Source organism: Agrobacterium sp. DSM 25558 (genome assembly GCF_900100825.1).
GTDB lineage: Bacteria > Pseudomonadota > Alphaproteobacteria > Rhizobiales > Rhizobiaceae > Agrobacterium.
Map to the genome: position 1 here is coordinate 116,238 of NZ_FMUD01000010.1, position 21,433 is coordinate 137,670.

Below are 21,433 nucleotides of genomic sequence, written 5' to 3' on the forward strand. Positions count from 1 at the left end.
GTTAGAGCTGTTTATCTTGACCTCTAACCTAGCAGTCGCGCGGGAGAGAGAAAGACTAGTTGTTCTTTTTCTATGGAATTAGGGGATTAATTTATCGCAATTTTCGCCGCTGTTTGGATTGGTGTTTCAGTACTGTCTTGAACTGGCGTCGGCTACGCCATGCAACCTGAACGTCGGGCCACCAGTTCGTCGTCGCGCTCCGCAAATGTCATGGCCTCGAAAATCCTCACCTCGGGAAGATCGTCTGTGTAACGTTCGATCTGAACCCTCGTAATTTGCCCGGTCGAGCCCTGGGCAAGCTTCGAGGTGCCGATGTCATGGGTGAGGATATTGGGATTACCGTGGACACACATGGTCTTCTCCGCTGCCGGATCGCTTGGCTCGAACCATGCGCCCGTCGCAAGCTGCATGACACCAGGCATGACATCCTCGCTAAGCACCGCCCCTGCTAGGCAGCTGCCGCGTCCGTTGAAAAGCCTCACGATGTCGCCAGCGGAAATCCCGCGCTGGGCTGCATCTTGCGGGTTGATACGAACCGGCTCGCGATTACTGATCTTGGTCGAGCGGCTGAAATCGCCAAAATCGAGCTGGCTGTGCAGCCGTTGATGAGGCTGATTGCAGACGACGTAAAGCGGATGAAGATCGGTCTCACCAGATACCTCACTTCGTACAGGATACCAGCGTGGATGACCCGCGCAGTCGTCATAGCCGAAGCTTTCGACAGTCTTCGAGAAAATTTCGATCCTGCCGGAAGGCGTTGGCAGTGGCGTTGTCTCAGGATCTAGCCGGAAGGCGTTTGCGGGACCTCCATCCTCGGATTTCGTCGGAAGAACAAGCTCGCCGCGCTGCCAGAACGTTTCAAAGTCCGGCGCGTCCTGCCCCTGGGCTTCCAGTGCAGACCGTGTCGTTTCATAAAGAAAGGCAAGCCATTCCCGGCTGTTACGCCCTTCGGTGAAAGCATCGAAATGGCCGAGTTGCCGCGCAATACCGGCAAATATGTCATAATCGTCACGCGCTTCACCGACGGGCTCTATCAGACGCTTCATCGCGATCATAAGGGAATCACGGTCGGCTGCACCGATGTCGTCGCGCTCCAGGGTGGTCGTGGCGGGTAGCACGATGTCAGCATGTCTGGCTGTCGAGGTCCAGGCGGACTCATGAACGATGATCGTCTCGGGGCGCTTGAACGCAGCTCTGAGCCGATTGATATCCTGATGATGATGGAATGGATTGCCGCCAGCCCAGTAGACGAGGCGGATGTCCGGATAGCGCAGGGCATGTCCGTTGTAATGGAGCTCACCGCCGGGATCGAGCAGCATGTCCGCAATGCGCGCGCAGGGTATGTAGTCCGGCACCGGATTTTTAAACTGGCTAAGCGTGGGCAAGGGGACCGCCAGCAGTTTCTTGCCAATATTGCCAAGCGCGCCGAGAGAGTAGGAGAAGCCGCCCCCATCAAGCCCGATCTGGCCGAGCATGGCTGCAAGCACAATTCCCGTCCAGACCGGCTGCTCGCCATAATCAGCCCGCTGAAGGGAGTGGCTGACAGTGATCAGCGTTCTGTTGCTTGCCATCCTCCGCGCGAGATTACGGATCGTCTCGGGATCGATGCCGCAGATCGTCGCGGCCCATTCCGGGCTTTTGGGCTGACCATCCCCTTCGCCGGAGAGATATTTCTCGAACCTATCATATCCGACTGTGTAGCGCTGCAGAAATGCTTGATCATGCAATCCCTCTGAGACGAAGCATTGGGCGAGCCCAAGCATGAGCGCGACGTCGGTGCCGGGTTTGATCGGTAGCCATTCCGCTTTCAATTCTGTGGGAAAATCATCCCTCAAGGGGCTAACGGATATGAAGTGCGCGCCCCTTTGAGCCGCGCCGCCCAGTTTCTGCCGGACCGTGTGCTGGCTGATACCGCCGCCATGGACATCGGCGTTCTTGATGGCCATTCCGCCGAAGGCCAGGACGAGGCCCGTGCTGCGTTCTATCGCGTCCCAGGTCACGCTTTTTCGGTCAAAGCTGTCGTAAGGTCCAAGGACATGCGGGATGATCACCATCGCAGCCCCGGAACTGTAGGTGTTGACGGAACGCACATAGCCGCCAAGGACGTTTAAAAAGCGATGAATCTGGCTTTGGGCATGGTGAAATCGGCCCGCGCTTGACCAGCCATAGGAACCACCGAAAACAGATGCCGGGCCATGCGTTTGATAGACCCGGCTGAGTTCAGCGGAGACGATCCTCTCTGCTTCTTCCCATGACACCTCGATGAATTCGTCCGCGCCGCGTTTTTGCGCGTGGTCACTATTTCCTTCCAGCCATCCGCGTCTGATGGCTGGGCACCTGATACGCACGGGACTGTCTGCGACAGCAGGGAGATTGCCGAGCAAGGGCGAGGGGTGCGGATCGTTGTCATGCGGCCGGATCTCCAACCGGCCACCGACGACACGCCCGGAGAAAGCGCCCCAGTGAGAACTGTGGGGTTTAAAGGAATTCATTATCACCCTCACAATCGCATATGTTCAGCTCTTCTCATCTTTTGATCAAGCGGCGAGCTTCTCGCCCTTGAGATGACGCTCGAGGAAAGGAAGGCTATCCTGCCCCCAATAAAGTTCACTCTCGTAGCGATAGGTTGGCACGCCGAACACACCTGCGGCCTTAGCCGCCTCGTAGCCGGCCTTGCGGATTGCCTCCGTGGCTTCACTCTGAGCACGGTCTTCCAATGCAGAGCCATCGAAACCCGCGGCATTTGCAATCTTGCGACGGACTTCTAAGCTGCCAATGTCTTCGCCACGCAACCAGAACGCTTCCTGAAGCGCCAAGGTCAGTTTGAGCCAATCATCGCCAGTCTCGATTGCCGCCACGACCAAAGCCCCTGCCGGTCCCGGATCGGACAAGCTCGCCCGGTTGTCGAAGTTCAGCACCTTGCCACGCAATGCGGCCCAGCGCTTGAGATCCTTGGTCCAATACGCGCGGCGAACCTCCGGGCGGTTGCGTGAATAGATGCCGCCATTTTCCTCGATCAGCGGAATGACATGAGGCCGTATCGTCGCGTCGTACTGGTTCGCCAGGTCGGCAAATGGCTCAAGCCCGATGAACGCCCAGGGCGAACCGATGCTGAAGAAATAATCGATCGTCTTTGTCATTATGCTTGCTTTCGGTTGGGTTGATGGATGGGAGATGCCGCATCGAAAACGAACAGCGCGCAGTCACGCGCAACGAGCACGGCGTTTGGATCCCGTCCGACGGCGACCGTTGCCAGGGCTCCTTCGTAGAGAAGCGAAAGATGGGCGGCGGCTAGATCGTTCGTGTTTGCCGATTTCGCCAGAACCGCGGCAAAAACGTCCCTCACCATGGTCTTGTGAAGGCGGGCCACGGACGAAACTTTTTCGGAATCTCCATGCTCGGCAACCGCCAGAGCAAAGGCGCAACCCCGGAAGTCCGGGCTGTCCGCCTTTTCGTAAAGCCGCTCGAATATTGATCCGATCTGCTTTCTGGGAGATGTGGCGGCGGAGAGCACTTCATGCAGCGACTGGATCACGCGCTCGTGGCGCGCCAGCAAATAGGCGGCGACGAGGTGGTCTTTCGATGGGAAGTGCCGATAAAGCGTCGCTTTGGCAACCTTGGCTTCCTCAATGATGCGATCGATGCCGACAGCCCGGATGCCTTCTCGGTAGAAGAGGGTCCCGGCTGCGGAGAGGATATGGTCTGATATGGCTTCTTTCATTGCATCGCTTCAAACTATCTTATCAAAATCTTGGTTGGTCGCGTCATGCCCCGACACTCAGATGAGGTTGGGACGGATCTTCCTCGTCCAGCAGTGAAAAGATCGCCTCCAAGGGGAGCGGTTCTGTAAATGCGCCCTTCTGGGCAAGTACACCGGCGAGCGTTTGAACGGCCTTATTATAGGGCGATGCAATGCCATGAAGACGACCAAGAAGTACGATTTCGCCATTGAGGAAGTCGACTTCGCTGGACGCGCCGCGCGTAAAACTTTGCCAGGTCGATTGCTGACCAGGCACGATGCCGCTGTCGGGTGCGATGCGCCAGTGACTGATGTCTATTGTTCGCTCCGAAGGTGCTGCAAACGAATAACCTGCGGCGGATAGAACCAGCCGAGCTTCTTCCACGATGGCCGTGCTGAGCGTTTCGCGCAACGGCTCCGGGCCGTCAAACAATTCCAGCACGTTGCGGACGTTGTGCAGCAGCTTGGCCGCCTTCCAGCGGCTTATATCGCCAGTCGCCTCTGCGAGATAGCCAGCGCTGGTCAGATCGGCTGCTATCTGCTGGCTGTCTTTATCGTGTCCCTTCGGAAAACGACCCAACGTCACGATTCCCGGCTGCGGCACGCCTCCAACGACAACGGTTCCGGTCTCCGTAAACCTTGCAGGCGTCAATATGCTCGCCCCATAAACATTTGCGAACGTTCTTAGCGCAACAGACTCTGTAGATAGCCCATTTTGGAAGGTTACGATGGGAAGGATTGCCGATGCTGGAGATTTCGATCCTGAGACACTTCTCCAAGACCAGAAGGCAAGTGCGCTTGCGGCGTCCTGCGATTTGACGGTCAGCAGCAGAATGTCATTTGGGGTCAGGTCCTGCGGATCAGAAAGATCGAATGCGTTAAGCGTTATCTGCCGCGTACCCTCCGGCCTTCGGTAGTTTAGGCCATGTTGCGTGATATGAGCGATCTGATCACCCCGCCCGACCAAAACATAGTCGATTCCAGACAGGGCAAATTGAGCTGCCAAGCTCGCGCCAACCGCACCAGCCCCAATGATAACATAACGTGGCATATGTCGTTCTTCGCCTTATTCGGATTGCGCGCGATGTTTGATTCCGCGTTCATTCTTTCACGATAGACATCCAGCAAGGAAGACCGGTCGTTCTATTTATATAAACTTAGTAGAAATTTGTTTCAGTTAAGCCGATTTCCCCGAACTCCGTCACCTCCAATGGTTTCATCATTGGAGTACACGTCCCAACAAGTCAAAGCCGACGCCGCCAGATGAACCGCAGCGGGTTTGCTGGAGACCGTTTGGTTTAAGTCATGCGGCCATGGCTGTTTCGTTCAGTATGGCAAAGTATCGTTCTTCGGCCTTGGCGGGTGGAGTGTTTCCGATGGGCACCAGAAGGGGGCGGTTTTAAACCAGTCGACCCATTCCAGCGTGGCGAACTACACGGCTTCGAAGTTGCGCCATGGTCCCCGTCGATGAGCCAGACCCGCGATGGGAGGTCTGGTTTCGGTGAAAATCGTCAGGCACTCCGCCACCGTCAGGCTGCCTTCGTCATTCAAAACGGCGAGGACTTTCAGTCGATCGCCCAGCGCCAGTTGGACGCTGCCGTAGCGCAAGAGGTCTCGCGCGTACTGAAGCCTCGGACCGTCGTAGATTTCCTCCGGGGAAAGCAACCGATACTGTAGGCCAACCTGGTCGGCCGATTTCTCAATCGAAGGCGCATCGCAGGGCAGTAGCCTGTCCGGCGCATCCATCAGAACCTGGAAGCCGTCGCTGTCGAATACAATAAAGTCAGGAACATGCGCAGTTCTCCAAGCTCCAGTGACAACGACATGCAACGCCATGGAGGGATTAAGATCGAGAATGCAGGCGACATCGCGAGATGGCTGGGATCAGTAGATGGCAGGCCCGTCACATTTGATGGAAGCCGCGGGTGCAAACGACCTGATAGATGCATTGCTACGGCTCGAGCGAAGCGACTTCGCGCGCTGTGCGACACCCTTTTCGAAACCTCATGGAAAACGGTTGATCGTCGCGGCAGGCGGGGATCAACGTATTCGTGTGAGGCGGGACATGTTTTGCATGTGAGAACGATTAGGGAACAAATAATCGGGGGTCAACTGCCTCTTGGAAAATTTAAATGATTTCGATAGCGGCCACCGGCACCTGACTTAGCAGAAGCGTGAACGGACAAATCTGTGGAACTTAGGGATGAAGACCCGCTGAATAAACAATGTTCATTTCGCAAACGGAATCGTTTCGTCCCGTTCGCGAGTGCCTGGTGGAAGGCCTTTCCGGTCGTCGCCAGCCACCATTCCTCGGGTAGAGTAAGTCAAGTTTTCCCAAAAACGATCCCACATCGGGGAGCGTACTCCGGCGCGATATCCTGCTTGCTCGCTTAGCGCCTTGTCCCGCCAACGGTTAGCGATCACGGGAGACACGAGCGCGAAAAACATCGTATCGCCGTCCGTCGCATCGATCGACAGGAGAACCTTACCGCTGTCCAGGATGCTCTGCTCCAGTTCCTTCGTGGCGAGGGCATAGTGTGACCAGACGAGATCATGATAAGCGCTTATCGGTCCCGGAGGTTGTTCTCCAACTATCAGAGGGCCGAAAACGGCATTTGCGACCGGACCTAACGTGGTCTTGTCTATGACGCCGCCTTCCTCCCAGATCGAGAAAATTTCACTGGTGTACTTGTCTTCGACCGAGTGGAGCTTTCCCGCGTTGTCTAGCAGATTTACCGTGGCGAGAAATAACCGATGCCGCGAAGAATAATCCTCCACGCCGTAAAATCCGACGGTCTCCATATCCGCGGGCGGGTTGGCCGCCATTGCCCGTACCCGGCTAATGATAGTGGGGTCATCTCCCGAGAAATCGGACGCGAAGGCGATGATATCGGCATATTCTTCAGATGGCATTTGGGCTCCTGCAAATTGCGCTGTGGAAAGAATGCAGAATAGGACGGCGATCATGAAAGTGTACCGCGCTAACATCTTCAGATGGCTGATCACCTTCGCTAGACCCTCTTCGAAGTACATTGTCTCTGAAGTGGCGCGCCGACGTTACAGAACATCGGTCACCGACGCGTCGCACAGTTCTTCAAAACCTTCTTCTGAGCACATCTGACGGTTCTGACTCAAAGATCGGGTTTCTGTTTTCGCTCCCATGCATTTCCATCGAAAAGAAAAATATCTTTCCGGCCGGCCACACAAAGCGCATCGTTGGAAGCCTCTGAGTGGGAAATATAATCGCCGTGCAGTTCAGGCATTCTAGGGGTGAAGCGGCGGCGGCCGGAAGACGACTTATCTGCGTTCAACAAGCGATATTATCGTTTGAGCAGGGGGGCTGGGATCGTGATCGCGGTCCACTCTGCACCGTCGAATGTTTGAACGCCGTGCTTCCTGTCGAAGAAGTAAAGCGTGTCGCCAACAGTTTGAACATTGAGCGGATTGGGGACGTTCTTGTTGATGGACGGATCAAGCGTGGGTTTCAGCGGGGACAGGATATGTCCATCAAATGAATAGAGTCCGTAATCAGAGCCAACTGTGATCCTGTCACCAAACCGGGTTATCGATCTCAAGTCCTCGTCGTCTCCCTTGAATGAAACGTCGCTGAAGCCGTGCTCTGCGTTGCCATCCAGAATGACGCCGTTCTCTCCAACCGCCCATACCTTGTCGGGAGTTTCTACGAAAACGTCCGACAGTACCGCTGGTTGGGCGTAGTGTTGACCGTCTCTCGGGGTGGCGACCACCTTCCAATTGGTTCCGTTCCAGTGGTAAAGCCGACCTTCCATGACCTTGGTCTCGCCTTCGGCCGCATGGTGGATGGCGAGCGCTTCGTCGGGTCGTCCCAGATCGAACAGTTCCGCTGCCCGGTCCTCCTCTTCCTCGGTCAACTCCCTTCCCGAAGCCTTAGGCATGCAGGTGACTGCCATATAGAGGTCGTCAAGCGAAGGGCCAGCGAGCGCACCAAACACGAGATGGTCGAACTCCTCCGATGGCATCGGCAGCTTGTCCCTCTTGAACCATGTCCACTGGTCGCGTTCTCGGATGTAGAGCTGGGAATTATGACCAGTTACCAGCAACGTGTCGCCGATCGCAACGATACGGTTCGTGTAACCAAGCCCCGCGGCATCCTCGCTATATACTCCAGAACCGATGATCTTGCTGTGCTTCGGCTCGGTTCCTGCGGAGAGGTCGTAGACGTCACCCTCGTCGCTCTTCGCGAAGACGAAAGGCTTTCCGTCTTTGCCGATCCAGCCCGTCACGCTGTCTATGATGCGGGGAATGTCGAATCTGGTCCACGGCTGGTCAAAGCCTCCCTCGTAGACCAGGACGATGGAATACATGTCGTCGTAATCCGCTTCGCTAAAGGCGATGCAGAACTTGCTTTCGGACAATGCCGTGGCTGCGGTCATGCGCAGCGGATCGTAGTTCGTCATGATTTACCTCGCGTAGCTTCCACCCGATAGAACCCTTATGGCGTCCGCATCTTTGGGCGGCAAGCGCGTTGTCCTCCCGGGTTGTCTGGATTTGCTTCCTACCTGCACCGTGGCCGCATCCCTGGCCAATTTCTTACATTTTTCGGGCAGGTTGGAGATCATGTTGATCGCCTGGTGGGTGGCAGCCCTGATCTCGCCCAACGGAGCAGTTCCGTTGGGAACATGTCTTTCCCCCAAAAGCTTAAGGGCGGGATTCAGCGACTTGTGGACCGCATCGTCGTCGGTCCTGTGCATGCCTGGGCTAAGGCAGATGGCCTGTCCCTCGTTGTAGGTCGGGGAATAGGGTATTCTGTTCGCGTTCGAATTCCTGTCGGGCTCGAGCTTAGGTGCCTTGCCGAGCCGGTAGACCATGTCGGGAATGATGTGGTGCGCTTCGCCGGGACAAATCGTCTCCACCCACTTGTAGGGACCGACAACGCACGGCCACTTCTTGCGGTCCTTTGTGTCCACCCTGACGTTGTGGTCCAAGGCAGCTCCCAATCGAGGATTCTTTTCCACTTCCTCTCTCGCACGCTCGTTGTCGTCGTCGAGACGTTGGCGGTATTGGGTAATGGCGTCACGACTCCACTGGACCCCTTCGTCCAATTTCAGGCGTCCCGTGCGCACCGCTTCCTCCGCAGTCCTGACGATATCGAACTCTTCCTCGTCGCGGGGGAACAGTCCTCCACCCAGCCGCTCGGATATCGGCGCTCCGAGTTCACTTGGCCACAAGACGGCGACCGCCGTTCCGAGAAACCTCGCTCCGAACTTGCCGAGCCTGCCCAGCCACGGCAGCGCCCTCTGCCCCAAAGACTCGGCGACCTTCGCAGGCATGGGCGGTCGATGCCAAAGCGGCGCGCGCCCCGGGCCCGGACGTATCACCTCACCAGGTCCTCTCGGCACCGTCGGCGCGGTTGGTTTGGGTAACGCGCCCCCTCGGGTTGTGGTGGCTACCTGCGGCGAGCTTTTCGCGGCTGCCGTGGCCCCGCTCGCAAGGGCGTACTGTTCACCTTCGATCAACGGCTCGGGAGAAGCGTCGCTAACAACCCTGCCTTCTTCATCTCCGCCGTTTGACCTTAACGATCCCGGGACCGGATCATCGTCCTTCGGAGGGCCGTAGGTCTGGGTGCTGCGAACGAAAATCGCTTCCCCTTCGGTGTTCTTGTTGTTCATGTAGAAGCGATCGAGGTGGCGAATGACGTTTGAGCCTTCGGCTCGGACCTGATCGGCGTGACCGATAGGCTCACAGATGTTATCGACAGTGCCGGACTTTCGGCCCTTTCTGATACCCGGCGCGTCGCCATGCACGTGCGTCGTGCAGGAGCGCATGACCATGGCCTTCTTTCGCGTGAAGCGGACCGAAGGCGTGTAGTTCTTGTCATGACCGCAAAAATCTACGACCGGGTACGGAATGGGGACCACTGAGGAGCCGACGGGGGTCAAACATACATCCGGTGCCAGCGAGACGATTCGGGCCTCGTCGATGTCGCGCAAGCCCTCACGTGGCTTATTCGTCGTCCAAGGCTCGGGATATTGCGGCTCGCCAGCATAGTCACGAGGGATGCTCATGCCATCTCTCCCTCTTTGACCGTGGCAGTCTCGACTTCAGGCGGAATCAACCGGACACGCGTCAAAGTGAGGGTCGTTTCGCCTGCGTCTGGCAAGGGAAATCTCGCCCGCCAGGTTAGCAGGACCCGCCCATCGTTACGCCAGTCGAACTGGACACCATCGAGTTCGAGCACGTGCCAGTCGTCTCGATCCTCGCGAGAGCAATGAACGCCGAGCGTGAGACCGGGCAGCTTGCCTCGGGCGACCGGGTGATGAGGATGCAAATTTGAGAGCTCGTATGCTTCATCACCCCGAAGATACGGAGCCGCTATCAGATCGGGATGTGCGGATTGCCAAAACCGACGATCGAAATCGCGCGGCAAGAGAGGATGACGTTTCTCCACCCAGTCGTCGTCGTAGGTTCCCGTATGTTGCTGGCGCGAACGCCACCATGGCGATACGAGACCCAGCCCTTGAGGCGCCGGCGTTTGCCGCCAGTCCAGCGCTTCATTGGGTGCGGTGATCTGGGGCGCGGGTACGGGATGGGTGTCGTGAGGCATATCGAGGTTGACGATGCCGCATCCGAGCGGGTTCCTGCGTTCAACGTCAACAGGTGTCTCTGTTTCGACATCTCCGGTGCCGGGGATCGCGCCTCCATAGGCATTGCGCCAGCAGACGCTGACGCTCCTTGCTGGTTCGGGTTCCGTCAGCGTCCAGTCTGCGATGACGCGTTTGGGCTCCTTTGCGGAAAACCCGGCCCACTTCTCCTTGATCACAGGCTCCCAGAAGCGCGGCCCGGAAACGTCGATCTCCTTGAACACCTGTCCCAGCCTCAACGAGGCCCGCCAGGACTGTTCAGGCTCTCCCGAGGGAGACCAGGCATGTCCCAGAAACGTGACGTCCGTTGCAGGTTTGTCAGGGGTGAGATCGCTCTGGCGCAGAAGGACGGTTTGATGCGGATCGCCCTCGTAAGCGTCCTCCCACTGGAAGCTTTCCTGCTCCTCGGCGATCTCGAGCATACCGTCCTGAACATGCATGAATGTCGCGCGGACGGACACGACACAATCCAGTTCCCCCTCGGTGTCGAACTGACGAAAGGCCATGGCGGGAAACGGAAGTCGATTATCAAGCTCCACGGGCCAGCCCCTTCATCAGTTCAGATCGATCGGCTTGCCGCGAAGCTGGAAATGATCGGTCGCCACGAAATTGAACGTCTTGCCGAGGATGATGACCTCGCCGTTGGACTTCATGATGAACTTGGAATCGCCGCACTCTATGACGAACTCCTCACCGACCGCGATCTTCTTGAACTTGCCCACGCTTTCCAGCGAAGTCTGACCGACATTCGTGACCTTGCTGACACCGATCTGTTCGGCATGCGCGACACCAACGCTGTCTGACTTGAAGGTGCTGACGATCGTGTTCATGATGCCGGGGAGCGGGAAGAGACCGGAAGCATCGGTGCCCACACCCGTACCTGAGCCTGCAAGCGCCGTGCCTGCATCGGAACGCGGGCTGGGGCCTGAGACCACACCCTCGCGCGACGACATGCCGCCAGCGCCAAGGAAGCCGAGGGCGGAAGACGCCAGCGTGGTTGCGAAGGCTGCCACACCAGACCCGCCGCCGCCCGCGATTTGGGCAGCCTGTGACAGCAGTCCGGCGGTGTGACCCGATAGTGCCTGAACACCCGCCATAGCCATCATCGCCATCGGTCCAGTGCCACCGACGACCGTGTTCACCGATCCACCGATCTCATGCTTCTGGTTGCCGGACACTTCAACGGCACGGTTACCTCCAACGGAGGCCACCTCATGGCGGTCAATGCGCTTCGTGCGGTCGTTGAGAACGCGGGTGGTCTGATCCTTCTGGGCATGGAAGAACTGGTTTTCCTTGCCTGCTTCATCCTCGAATGTAATTTCGTTGAAGCCGTCGCCCTTATGGGTATTGGAGCGCAGGACCATGCGGGTCTTGTTTGCGGGAAGGTCGTAGGGCACCGAATTTTTTGGATTGTTCACGACACCCGTCACCAGCGGACGATCTGGATCGCCATCCACAAAGGCCACCATCACTTCCATGCCAATGCGTGGAATGACCTGCGCACCCCATGTTCCGCCACCCCATGCCTGACTGACCCGCACCCAGCACGTATCCGTCCCGTCCTTCTTCGCCTTACGGTCCCATGGGAACCACAGCTTGATGCGGCCATATTGATCCGGGTGTATTTCTTCGCCTTCCGGTCCGGCGACGATGGCCACTTGCGTGCCCTCGATCTTCGGGCGTTTGGTGGTGCGGTGCGGGGTGAGCGGAACGCGTGCAGGGATGGCCTCGAAGGCGTTGCGGTATTCCGGCTCATTGCTGTTGGTCTCATAGGAGCGGTCAACAATGGTGTGGCTTGCCCGGATGATCACATGCTCTTCGTATTCGTGCTCGGGATGGGCCACCTCGTAAGGCGTGAAGCGACGACCGGCTTCCAAAATGCGGGAGGTCGATCCGCCGAAGACGCGGTCATGGTCCGCCTCGATGGATTGGGAACGTAGTTTTTGGGCACGCTCTGCCTCTTCCACCGTCTTGATGCGGGCAGGGTATTCGTAAAGCTCGCGCTTGGTCGCATCGGGCATCTGCACCAGTGACGGCGTCATATTGCTGGGCACCATGCCGGGTGTCTCGAAATTCCAGTCGGCCCCTGCACGCTGACCGGGCACGTAGGAAAAGCGTCGGGCCCAGTCATTGATGTGGTTGCGGTCTGATGAGCCCTGTGCCAATCTCACTTTGCCTTCACCCTGTGCTGAAGGTGATGGTCCAAGCCATCCGTTGGCGGTATCTGCCACATGCAGCTTGTGAGAGCCGTCTTCGTGGGAAAAAAAGTAAAAAAGACCGTCCTCTTCAAAGCGACGCAAGAGATAGTCGAGATCGGTCTCGTTGAACTGGGTGCTGTAGTGCTGCGTAGGTGGCGGTGAAATGACACCCGATGTATCCGGAGCTGGAATGCCGTGCTCGGAAAACAGCGTTTCGACGATATCGACCGAAGTCTTATCCATCCAGATGCGGCAGTCTGAACGGCGCGACAATAACCACATCTGCGGGCGGATGGTCATGGCGTAGGAGCGTAGACCGCGAGTAATCGGCGGTCCCTCGTGCAGGTTGGTCACGAGACCGTTGAACGGGCGGCGGATACCGCTACCTTCCTCGCCATCGCCCTGTTGAACCTCGATTGAAACGTCGACCAATCGACCGATCAGTTCTTCCGGCTTGACCGCTTCGTTCTTGGCACGGACATTCAGCTGTATCTCGAACAGTTGTGATACGCCTTCGTTGATGATCATCCGCTCGGGCAGCAACTGGTCTTCGCCGATCGGCGACTTGACCTTTAAAACACGGCTGGCTTGGATGAAATCGGACGACGATGGCTGGTCGGTCATGGGGAGCCCCGGTGATCGGATTGGATAAAATATCAATCAGCTGTCAAAATCTGTACGGAATGCAATCAATCATTGTGGCAAAAGCAAGGAGATAAGACCTTATTTGCAACCGATAGCCTATAATATTCGCTTGGCATCCCAAACTCGCCTTAATCTGCCGCCTAATCTCAAGGATCGACGGGTGAGGTGACATTCATGGTGCCAGTGGATATGGACAATGTGTTAGCGAACAAACGTAGGAAAGCTCAAGCTTACAGACGAAGCAATACGGTTCGAGGGGCGGACCTTGTAAGCTTCAGCTCCTTCGCGCACAGCCGCGCCGTTGCTCAGGGATGCACGGCGTTCTGTTTATGCAGACTGTCTGGTCGAAAAGGCACAGCTTAAGTTCGGTCCCCCCGGCGCTGAGCGCCGGAACCTATTCCTATTTTAGAAGCCAAACTCATCACGCTGTACTGAACGGCAAGAACAAAAGTAGTGCTACGGTCGCACCCACGAGCGACAAAACTGAAGCGTCTGAAAATTCAGCATTGTCGTCCTGATATGGTCAAGTTGACTTCTTTGATTTGAGGAATTTTGGCCATTGCCGGATAACTCAACCTCAACCAGATTAGTCAGTATTTTCCTCAATTCAGGCCGAGGGGCATCCTGCCCCTTGGTACCGGGATCTTGTGGTCTCATGAAAAAGTGCAGTTTTGCAGTCGTTTCCACCATCGTTCTTGGTTGTGACTAGGATATATGCTTGACAGAGCTCCCTCCTGATCCGCCAGATCGTGCTCGAAAGGCAAGAGCAGGGCTGTATCCAAGCTTTCTATCTGCGCCATTCCAGTTCTCGCGACACTTTCGCAACAGAGACACAGGCTCAGGGACCGTCAGAATTAAAGCGAAAGCTGGTAACTTCTTCGAAGAACCTGTTGCTGAGAGGGTGGAAACCAGACGTGGTTCTGCGACGATAGCTCTCGATATCGAACCTCATTTTGATCGCCTGATTTTCATGGATCAAAAACAAGCACATTGCGCTGCGCTTGAAACGCGTAAGGAGTTTCATTCTGGTCGAGCTATCCATTGAATGGCAATGCCAAGATAATTCAGCAAAACATCGGCCGCGTTGATTGGTCATCACGACGAGCAATTCTGTTTTTCGGTCCCTACGGCATGGACGTGTCTAGTGAGACGTAGGCGCTCAAGCAAGCTTGACCTGCGGCACTCACAGTATCGCCCGCATTGGGCGTGAGCTGACACGGAAACGTCCCGGCTACGCCATTTAGGTCGACCGGTGCGTGCGGCACACTGAATTTTCGATGGGTGATTTGGAGAGCTAGATCCTCCCTATGCCCGCAAGGGTATTCTCTCGATTGTTATCCAGTCGGCTGAATACCCTTGAGGGCAGAGGTCCTGGAGTGGCGCTCGACGTAACCTTACATCCCCAGCGCCCCGCATTCCTATCCGTAAGGGGCCAGCAGAAATCATTCTCTCGGCCGCCTTTATTTGACAAGTCTAACAACACCCTTTGCGCTTGTTCCTCCGCCGTCGTACGGCTCCAGCGCCCAGTTTGCCGAGTTGATGATCATGGTGTTGACGACAAGCGAGATTTTGTTCGCCTGATTGGTCGTCGAATTGTACGTGACGTCCCGGTTCGGAAGGTAGATGACGCCGTCGAGCGTTTCGCCCTTCGAACCGTTGAAAATATACTGGCGGGTGTTCGTACCAGGAGAGGCACCACTGGTCTTCTCAAACATCAAGATACCTTTGTAAGTGCCAGACGCAGGTGCGGAAGCGGTGAAGGACAAGCCTCCATTCGCGCGTATCTCACTGTCTACGTCAGGAAAATAGAATGTCACGCCTTCCGCCTTCACCTTGGCATTGCTGTTTATGATCATACGTCCTTTAACGACGTGTAGCCCCGGTTCGAATGTGATGGTCGGACTACCGTTGAAGGTCACATCGCAATGCAGGCCTGGCTTCAAAGATACAGTTGCTCCGTCTTTGGTGCCGCTTGTGGTGCAACTTGATGGAACTTTTGGCTCGATCATCTTCCCAATGTACGGATCAGAAGCTGCATCGCATCCAACCTGGAGATTGGAGAGCGTGCCGCCGTTCTTGATGTACTGCCTTCCCTTAACGCAGAACCGGGCGGTTTCGATAGTGGAGCCACTGTTCATGATAAATGCAGGATTGCTGACCGAACTAACGTCAACGCCGCAGCTCGGTGCTTTGACGGCCGCTCCAGAATTGACCAAGACCGCTTGGTTTGTATTTCCAAGAACGTAAATGCAGGTGCTCGGGGCTTTGGATTTCGGGGCTATGGCTGTTGCGGATACGGAGATCGGTAAAAGATCAATTCCGACGAGGGACAGGAAGGAAGGCACAAACTGTGCGTTAAAAGTTCCCGTTACGCTGCCGTCTGTATTGCTGATGACGGAGAGTGTCTTTTGAAAATCAACCGCTCCGCCATCATTGGCCGCTAAGTCGGCTAAAAAGTTCTCTATTTGTAATCTCTGACCAGAAGGGGTCGATTCAACGGCTGCCGCTAAAACACCGGAATCCAGCTTTTCCTGGAGATGGGCCTTCTCGGTGACTGCGCCGTAGATGTCGACAGCGCCCCCTGCTGTCGCAATGAGAATGGGAAACACGAGAGCAGACAGTACGCCGAAATTACCGCTAGAACATTGCATGTTGTGGAAAAAGGAGTTTGATAACTGTTTTGCTATGGGACGCTTAGGACTTGCTGGCACTTTAACCCTCTTTCATTACGAGAATACTTCTATCTCATAATATTTCTGGGCTATTATTAAACGAATCTGAATTTCTAGAAGGATTTTATCTAGTGGTAAATTCCTTGTAACCAAAATCTGGAGAATTTAATGGCAATTCTGCAGTTTAATAGCTGTCGAAAGGCCAGAAATTACATCTGAATCAGATAAATTTTGATTTCTATTGAGATATGCCGAGTTTTGACTTCATTAACGGCTTTCCACCCAACGTTGGCGTTCTTGCCAAATGGCATCGGCGACTATTTTTGTAATATCCTTCTCGCCGCGCGTCAGATGCTTTGCAACAATGACCCAAGCCATGAGTTTCAGTTCTTCGGGATATTCGAGTTGATCTTTTGTCACAGCAACCTCAAGCTTCAAAAATATGCTAGATTAGTGGGATTGCGCGAACCTGACCCTCGCGCGGACGGTTGCGGGTAGCTTGCGCATCGCAACAAGTATGTCGGTCGGCTCGTAGTCCAACTCGTCGCCGAACTGGAGAAACGCGGGCTCGGCGCTCGCCGGACTGATCTCATCGTGCATCGCGTCGACAGCACCCTCCAGGCGATCCGTGCAGGGACGGCAAAGCCGGCACGCGACGTCACGTGGCTTACGAAACTATTCAAGGATCGCACCGAGCAGATCGATCCCGGTTTTGGGATCGAGAAACTCGTTCTCGTTGCCGTGTCGGCGGAACCGCTGCAGGAGGAGCAGAAGTCGTCGTCTCTCGTAGAAGAGGAGATAACCGACCTGACACCTTTGATCGACATCTTCAGTAATCGCGGCGGCCAGCGCGTCTACCGCGTGGCACCCGTGGCACCGGATGTGCCCGAGCGCAGCGTGCAGCAGGTCTCAGCAGTTGCCGAAAACGTTGCCGAGAGCTGGGTGGGGCATTGGCGCAGACCCGTGCGGCTGTTCGAACGATCGGAGCAGATCCAAGCAATCGCAATGATGCCAGACTATCCACCAGCGACAATTACGTGGCGTGGAAAGCGCCACCGCGTGAAGCGAGCCGACGGCCCGGAGCGCATCTTCGGTGAGCTACGTCGCCGAGGTTATGCTTCAATCGGTGACGATCACCCGGTCGACGGGCAAGCAAATACTTTTTTACCGGAGACCTTGGCGGGGCGCTGATCCATGCCAACCCTCAGTTCTCCTTTATCCTCTGGACGCGCCAGGCGGGACTGAGGCAGCCGGATGTGGGCTACGATCAATCATGCCGTCGGCTTTCGACCCCTCGTTGATGATTTGACCGGAACAGTCGAGCCATACTCACTCCACCATGCCGCCAACGCCTCCATCGTGGGGCCAAGCCCGCGCGCCTTCTGTGTCATCTCGTACTCGACCCGCGGCGGCACCTCAGCAAATATGGTTCGCGATATTAACCCGTCCGCTTCCAGTTCTCTCAGCTGGGCGGTCAGCATGTGCTGTGTGATGCCAGGTATGGCTTTCCGAAGCTCTCCGAAGCGGTAGACCCGCTCGTTGAGCAGCCACATGATTTCAAGCTTCCATTTCCCAGAAAGCATGCTGAAGGCACGGCGCATCTCGTCTTGCATCGTTGGCGTTTCGTCGGTCATGGTATGTATTTCCATACTAGGGTGTCTTAATTCATCCTACTTGCACAAAACGATCATAGACGACAACTTGCAGTAATGCATCAGAAGAGCGCGAAAAAAGCTCTTTATTCGTCGTTTCAAGAAAGGCGCTGCCTGGCAGCGGCACGGTTTCTGCATGACTGCAACATATACCTATTGGATCAGCACGGCACTGTTGTCGTTGCTCTATCTTGGCTCGGCCTTCATGTATCTGACGAAGCGGGATTTCGTCACGAAGGCACTCGTCGATCTTGGATATTCCGCGGGTAATCTTGTGCCGTTCATGATCGTGGTCAAAATCCTCGGCCCACTCACGATTCTGACGCGATTCAATGTGGCACTGAGCGATCTGGCCTATGCCGGCATCTTTTACCACCTCCTCTTGTCTGGGATGGCGCATCTGGGCGCTCGCAAACCTGCAGGTGCAATGCCTGCCGCCATCGGGTTTGTCTTGCTCTTGGCCTCTTTCCTCACCCAGAACGCCGCCCGCGGCGTCCCGTCTGCCTATCTGCAGGCTCTGGGTTTTTGACAAACACATCAACAATCAAACTGAGAAATGGAGAAAATCATGGGTCGTCTTGATGGAAAAGTTGCTTTTGTCACAGGTGCTGGCCGCGGCATAGGCCGGGCCACCGCCAAGCTGTTCGCAGCAGAGGGCGCGAAGGTCGCGGTTGTCTCGATCACGCCAGCCAATATCGAGGCAGTCGTTGCCGACATCGAAGCCGCAGGCGGGACAGCGATCGGCGTGCCGTGTGATCTCGGCGACGCGAACCAGATTATTGCTGCAGTCGATAAGGTCGTAGACACGTGGGGCCGTATCGACATCCTGGTCAACAACGCTTTTGACCCGTCCGCAGTCATGTCTTCCATCATCGATCTGTCCGTCGAACAGTTGCAGCGCAATTTCGACATGGGTCCCATCGCCTATCTGCGAACGATGCAGGCGTGCTACCCGCATCTGAAGGCCAGCGGCCACGGTCGTGTCATCAATTTCGGCTCGGCTGCGGGCGTCGTCACGATTCTGCCCTATGGTCCCTACGGCATGGCCAAGGAAGCGGTGAGGGCACTGACGCGAACCGCCGCGAAGGAATGGGGCCCGGACAACATCACTGTCAACAATGTGCTGCCGGTGGCCGATACCTGGGGCGCGGCAGAGGCCAAGGCACCGCCACCGCCCAATGCACTTTCCCGTTTCGGTTCACCTGAAGACGACATCGCGCCTGCCGTCCTTTTTCTTGCCAGCAGTGATGCGAAGTTCATCACCGGTTACAGCCTCGCTCCCGATGGCGGCATGATCATCGACAGCGCACGATAGGGCCTTGGTTCTCACACAGCAGAAATACGATACGCCACGGCGTGCCGAGCATCACGCCGTGGCGACGGAAATCAATCAACAATCCGGAAGGACACACTCATGAAACTCCACGCCATCACATTCGACTGCGAAAATCCAAAAACACTGGCCACCTGGTGGTCACAGGTTCTGAACATTCCGATCGGCGGCGACTACGGCGACAATGTCGTGCTGTTACGCACGGATTCAACACCGCTTGTCTTGTTCCAGAAGATCGCGGAGCTGCCCACGCAGCGCAACCGCGTCCATGCCGATTTTTCGACCAGAGATCTCGATGGAGACGGATCGACTGGTTGCCCTCGGGGCAAAGATCGTTGAAAAGTTCGAGCTTCCTCAGGTTCGCTACACCACCATGACGGATACGGTTGGCAACAGGTTCGATCTTGTCCAGGAATTCACTTCCCAAGCAATAGCCCGACATATTCCCCGCATCCGCATTGACCGGAATTTCGGTTGCAACTATATGATTGAGTAACTACTCACTCAATAAAGTTAGATGTAAAAATGGCGCGTCCCCTCAGTGAAGAAAAACGACAGGCACTGCTCGATGCCGCCGCCGAGTTCGTTGCCAACATGGGCACGGGCGCGCCGACATCCAAGATCGCGAAGGCTGCTGGCGTCTCTGAAGGAACGCTTTTCACCTATTTCCCGACCAAGGACGATCTTCTCAACGAACTTTTTCTGGATATCGAGGCCAGCTTCATCAAGACGATGCTGGCACCCTATCCGATAGATGTCTCTGCCAGGGACCGGCTCTGTATCGTCTGGAACCGACTGATCGACTGGGGTCTTGCTCACGAGGCTTCCCGCAAGGCTCTTCGCCAGTTGAAGGTTTCGGATCGCATCACCGCAGACAGCCGCAACCGCTGCCATGCCATGCTACGGGATGCGCGGACGATGGTAGAGGGATGCCTCTCTGATCATGCTGCGCCAGACAGGATCAACTTCTATATCGATACCATTCTCATCGATCTGGCCGACAGCACCATCAATGCTGTCACAGCCAAGCCGAAAGACAGCGACGCCATCCGCCAGGCGGGGTTCGACCTGTTCTGGAAGGGTTCAGCCGCCTAAACCTTTAACTCATAAATGAGTATGTAATTACTCAATAAAGGATCGCAAATGTCTCACAGTAAAGGTTTTACCGAAGCCGACGTAGCCAACCAGGCAGACAAGAGCTTCATCGTCACGGGTGCCAATGCGGGTGTCGGCTTCGAAATCGCTCGTGTGCTCGCAAGCAGGGGAGCGCGCGTCCTTCTCGGCTGCCGTGAGCAGGGCAGGGCGCAGGATGCCATCGACCGGATCAAGCGGATTACGCCGACCGCCGACCTTGTCTGGCTGCCCCTTGATCTCGGTGATCTCGACAGTGTCCGCGGTGCAGCCGAAATTGCTGCGAAAGAGCAGCGGATCGATGCGCTGATCAACAATGCAGGGATCATGAATCCTCCGCTGACCCGTACGAAGCAAGGCTTTGAGTCTCAGTTCGGCGTCAATCATCTCGGTGTGTTCGCACTCACATCTCTGCTCTTGCCAAAGCTTGCGGAAACGACTGGGTCAAGAGTTGTGGTGACATCGAGCATCGCGCACCTCAAGGGCAAGATCGATTGGGATGACCTCAATGCCGACAGGAGCTACGGCAAGTACGATCGCTACGCCGCGAGTAAGCTGGCGAATGCACTGTTCTTCTTCGAACTGGATCGCCGCCTGCGCGCGGCAGGATCACCTGTCACCGCCATCGGCGTTCATCCTGGCGTCGCCAATACGAGCCTTGGTCGCCATATGGGGATTGTGCAGTATGCAGGCCCGATCGTCGGTTTGCTGCTCAACAGTGCCGACAAGGGTGCGTGGCCAGCGCTCTTGGCCGCAACTGGCAAGGTCAAGCCCGGCGGCTATTACGGTCCAACAGGCTTTGGTGAAATGCGGGGAGCCGTAGGCGAGGCGAAGAGGGCTGCAGACGCAGAAAGCGCTGCGCTCGCAACGCGGCTCTGGGACGTATCGGTGTCAATGACGGGTGTCGAACCCGGCTTGCCGGCCGCCTAACCTTTCCTAGGTCAATGGGATCAATTCAGCTTGAGGGGATAGCCCGCTGCTTCAAAGGCTCGGGCTTCTTTCCGTCTGGTAGCAAATCCTGAAGATGATCGTATACGACATCCGCGCTGAATGGCTTTTTCACAAATCTGGCCTCTTTTGGCATGTCGCCCTCGCTTGGTTCGATCATACCTGAGGCGACGATTATCCCTATGTGCGGCCAGGATGCATAGCATTGCCGGGCTAGGTGGAAGCCGTTCAGCTCGCCGGGCGGCATCTGCACGTCCGTAAACAGAAGCTGGATGTCCTCGCCGTGTTTATGGAGGACCAATAATGCCTCCTCAGCGTTCGCCGCTTCCAGCACCCTGAAGCCAGCGTCTTCTAAGATATCCACCCCGTCCATTCTGATGAGGCCATCATCATCGACCACGAGAGCGTAGGGTGTGTTTTCGTCGGACATGCGGTGGATCCTTTCGACCTCTTCGCAGACACAACGCGACGTCATCAAGTTCGATCCATTCTCGA

Annotated in this window: 19 protein-coding genes and 2 pseudogenes; 7 read left to right on the forward strand and 14 right to left on the reverse strand. The window is 56.2% G+C overall.

Going from position 1 to position 21,433, the window contains the following annotated elements; translation table 11 throughout:
- Positions 1-152: 152 nt before the first annotated feature.
- From DSM25558_RS11115 to tssI, 10 genes and pseudogenes are all read right to left on the reverse strand, one after another.
- Positions 153-2,492, reverse strand: coding sequence for a molybdopterin guanine dinucleotide-containing S/N-oxide reductase (locus DSM25558_RS11115; protein WP_077104710.1), 2,340 nt, complete (start codon positions 2,490-2,492; stop codon positions 153-155).
- Between the two features lie 45 nt (positions 2,493-2,537).
- Positions 2,538-3,140 carry a 2-hydroxychromene-2-carboxylate isomerase gene (locus DSM25558_RS11120; protein WP_077104712.1) on the reverse strand — a complete coding sequence of 201 codons (603 nt, stop codon included), beginning with the start codon at positions 3,138-3,140 and terminating at the stop codon, positions 2,538-2,540.
- A complete protein-coding gene (locus DSM25558_RS11125; protein ID WP_077104714.1) occupies positions 3,140-3,721 on the reverse strand; it encodes a TetR/AcrR family transcriptional regulator in 582 nt (193 codons plus the stop codon). The genes DSM25558_RS11120 and DSM25558_RS11125 overlap by 1 nt, the downstream gene beginning before the upstream one ends.
- A gap of 43 nt (positions 3,722-3,764) precedes the next feature.
- Positions 3,765-4,790 carry a ketopantoate reductase family protein gene (locus DSM25558_RS11130; RefSeq protein ID WP_077104715.1) on the reverse strand — a complete coding sequence of 342 codons (1,026 nt, stop codon included), beginning with the start codon at positions 4,788-4,790 and terminating at the stop codon, positions 3,765-3,767.
- A gap of 252 nt (positions 4,791-5,042) precedes the next feature.
- A pseudogene (locus tag DSM25558_RS11135) lies at positions 5,043-5,221 on the reverse strand (IS3 family transposase); the annotation flags it as partial.
- A gap of 747 nt (positions 5,222-5,968) precedes the next feature.
- Positions 5,969-6,652 carry a hypothetical protein gene (locus DSM25558_RS11140; protein ID WP_143240076.1) on the reverse strand — a complete coding sequence of 228 codons (684 nt, stop codon included), beginning with the start codon at positions 6,650-6,652 and terminating at the stop codon, positions 5,969-5,971.
- A 407-nt stretch (positions 6,653-7,059) separates the two neighbouring features.
- Positions 7,060-8,175, reverse strand: coding sequence for a hypothetical protein (locus DSM25558_RS29300; protein ID WP_143240077.1), 1,116 nt, complete (start codon positions 8,173-8,175; stop codon positions 7,060-7,062).
- Between the two features lie 3 nt (positions 8,176-8,178).
- Positions 8,179-9,783 carry a DUF4150 domain-containing protein gene (locus tag DSM25558_RS11155; RefSeq protein WP_077104721.1) on the reverse strand — a complete coding sequence of 535 codons (1,605 nt, stop codon included), beginning with the start codon at positions 9,781-9,783 and terminating at the stop codon, positions 8,179-8,181.
- Positions 9,780-10,898 carry a DUF2169 family type VI secretion system accessory protein gene (locus tag DSM25558_RS11160; RefSeq protein WP_077104723.1) on the reverse strand — a complete coding sequence of 373 codons (1,119 nt, stop codon included), beginning with the start codon at positions 10,896-10,898 and terminating at the stop codon, positions 9,780-9,782. The genes DSM25558_RS11155 and DSM25558_RS11160 overlap by 4 nt, the downstream gene beginning before the upstream one ends.
- Positions 10,899-10,913: 15 nt before the next feature.
- On the reverse strand, positions 10,914-13,181 hold the full coding sequence (gene tssI / locus DSM25558_RS11165; protein ID WP_077104725.1) for a type VI secretion system tip protein TssI/VgrG: 2,268 nt from the start codon (positions 13,179-13,181) through the stop codon (positions 10,914-10,916).
- A gap of 739 nt (positions 13,182-13,920) precedes the next feature.
- Here tssI and DSM25558_RS28255 point away from each other — a divergent pair.
- The gene (locus DSM25558_RS28255) at positions 13,921-14,247 is read left to right on the forward strand and encodes a hypothetical protein (protein WP_143240078.1); all 327 of its coding nucleotides are present in this window, start codon (positions 13,921-13,923) and stop codon (positions 14,245-14,247) included.
- Positions 14,248-14,662: 415 nt separating this feature from the next.
- Here the strand turns inward: DSM25558_RS28255 and DSM25558_RS11175 are convergent, their stop codons facing one another.
- A complete protein-coding gene (locus tag DSM25558_RS11175) occupies positions 14,663-15,913 on the reverse strand; it encodes a TadE/TadG family type IV pilus assembly protein (protein WP_244554167.1) in 1,251 nt (416 codons plus the stop codon).
- Positions 15,914-16,141: 228 nt separating this feature from the next.
- On the reverse strand, positions 16,142-16,294 hold the full coding sequence (locus tag DSM25558_RS28815; protein WP_153367041.1) for a hypothetical protein: 153 nt from the start codon (positions 16,292-16,294) through the stop codon (positions 16,142-16,144).
- Positions 16,295-16,384: 90 nt separating this feature from the next.
- On the opposite strand from DSM25558_RS28815, the pseudogene DSM25558_RS11180 reads away from it, so the two are divergent.
- Positions 16,385-17,065 (forward strand): annotated as a pseudogene (locus tag DSM25558_RS11180) (DNA polymerase Y family protein); the annotation flags it as partial.
- An 80-nt stretch (positions 17,066-17,145) separates the two neighbouring features.
- Here DSM25558_RS11180 and DSM25558_RS11185 read toward each other — a convergent pair.
- Positions 17,146-17,523 (reverse strand): winged helix-turn-helix transcriptional regulator, encoded by a 378-nt coding sequence (locus tag DSM25558_RS11185; RefSeq protein ID WP_077104731.1) that lies wholly within the window; start codon positions 17,521-17,523, stop codon positions 17,146-17,148.
- Positions 17,524-17,662: 139 nt separating this feature from the next.
- Here DSM25558_RS11185 and DSM25558_RS11190 point away from each other — a divergent pair, with 139 nt between their 5' ends.
- The 5 genes from DSM25558_RS11190 (at position 17,663) to DSM25558_RS11210 (ending at position 20,920) form a co-directional block, all read left to right on the forward strand.
- A complete protein-coding gene (locus DSM25558_RS11190) occupies positions 17,663-18,055 on the forward strand; it encodes a DoxX family protein (RefSeq protein WP_077104733.1) in 393 nt (130 codons plus the stop codon).
- Between the two features lie 39 nt (positions 18,056-18,094).
- Positions 18,095-18,841 carry an SDR family NAD(P)-dependent oxidoreductase gene (locus DSM25558_RS11195; RefSeq protein ID WP_077104735.1) on the forward strand — a complete coding sequence of 249 codons (747 nt, stop codon included), beginning with the start codon at positions 18,095-18,097 and terminating at the stop codon, positions 18,839-18,841.
- Between the two features lie 99 nt (positions 18,842-18,940).
- Entirely contained in the window at positions 18,941-19,198 is a 258-nt protein-coding gene (locus tag DSM25558_RS29305; protein WP_077104737.1) for a VOC family protein, read from the forward strand.
- A gap of 186 nt (positions 19,199-19,384) precedes the next feature.
- Positions 19,385-19,954, forward strand: a complete 570-nt coding sequence (locus tag DSM25558_RS11205; protein ID WP_077104739.1) for a TetR/AcrR family transcriptional regulator — start codon at positions 19,385-19,387, stop codon at positions 19,952-19,954.
- Positions 19,955-20,002: 48 nt separating this feature from the next.
- Positions 20,003-20,920 (forward strand): oxidoreductase, encoded by a 918-nt coding sequence (locus tag DSM25558_RS11210; protein WP_077104741.1) that lies wholly within the window; start codon positions 20,003-20,005, stop codon positions 20,918-20,920.
- A 25-nt stretch (positions 20,921-20,945) separates the two neighbouring features.
- Here the strand turns inward: DSM25558_RS11210 and DSM25558_RS11215 are convergent, their stop codons facing one another.
- The gene (locus DSM25558_RS11215; protein WP_077104830.1) at positions 20,946-21,368 is read right to left on the reverse strand and encodes a response regulator; all 423 of its coding nucleotides are present in this window, start codon (positions 21,366-21,368) and stop codon (positions 20,946-20,948) included.
- Positions 21,369-21,433: the final 65 nt, after the last annotated feature.

What these genes read in the sequence shown, in the direction of transcription:
- DSM25558_RS11115 (WP_077104710.1), bottom strand. Translation starts at nt 2,492, where the DNA reads ATGAATTCCTTTAAACCCCACAGTTCTCACTGGGGCGCTTTCTCCGGG.
- DSM25558_RS11120 (WP_077104712.1), bottom strand. Translation starts at nt 3,140, where the DNA reads ATGACAAAGACGATCGATTATTTCTTCAGCATCGGTTCGCCCTGGGCG.
- DSM25558_RS11125 (WP_077104714.1), bottom strand. Translation starts at nt 3,721, where the DNA reads ATGAAAGAAGCCATATCAGACCATATCCTCTCCGCAGCCGGGACCCTC.
- DSM25558_RS11130 (WP_077104715.1), bottom strand. Translation starts at nt 4,790, where the DNA reads ATGCCACGTTATGTTATCATTGGGGCTGGTGCGGTTGGCGCGAGCTTG.
- DSM25558_RS11140 (WP_143240076.1), bottom strand. Translation starts at nt 6,652, where the DNA reads ATGCCATCTGAAGAATATGCCGATATCATCGCCTTCGCGTCCGATTTC.
- DSM25558_RS29300 (WP_143240077.1), bottom strand. Translation starts at nt 8,175, where the DNA reads ATGACGAACTACGATCCGCTGCGCATGACCGCAGCCACGGCATTGTCC.
- DSM25558_RS11155 (WP_077104721.1), bottom strand. Translation starts at nt 9,783, where the DNA reads ATGAGCATCCCTCGTGACTATGCTGGCGAGCCGCAATATCCCGAGCCT.
- tssI (WP_077104725.1), bottom strand. Translation starts at nt 13,181, where the DNA reads ATGACCGACCAGCCATCGTCGTCCGATTTCATCCAAGCCAGCCGTGTT.
- DSM25558_RS11185 (WP_077104731.1), bottom strand. Translation starts at nt 17,523, where the DNA reads ATGGAAATACATACCATGACCGACGAAACGCCAACGATGCAAGACGAG.
- DSM25558_RS11190 (WP_077104733.1), top strand. Translation starts at nt 17,663, where the DNA reads ATGACTGCAACATATACCTATTGGATCAGCACGGCACTGTTGTCGTTG.
- DSM25558_RS11195 (WP_077104735.1), top strand. Translation starts at nt 18,095, where the DNA reads ATGGGTCGTCTTGATGGAAAAGTTGCTTTTGTCACAGGTGCTGGCCGC.
- DSM25558_RS29305 (WP_077104737.1), top strand. Translation starts at nt 18,941, where the DNA reads ATGAAACTCCACGCCATCACATTCGACTGCGAAAATCCAAAAACACTG.
- DSM25558_RS11205 (WP_077104739.1), top strand. Translation starts at nt 19,385, where the DNA reads ATGGCGCGTCCCCTCAGTGAAGAAAAACGACAGGCACTGCTCGATGCC.
- DSM25558_RS11210 (WP_077104741.1), top strand. Translation starts at nt 20,003, where the DNA reads ATGTCTCACAGTAAAGGTTTTACCGAAGCCGACGTAGCCAACCAGGCA.
- DSM25558_RS11215 (WP_077104830.1), bottom strand. Translation starts at nt 21,368, where the DNA reads ATGTCCGACGAAAACACACCCTACGCTCTCGTGGTCGATGATGATGGC.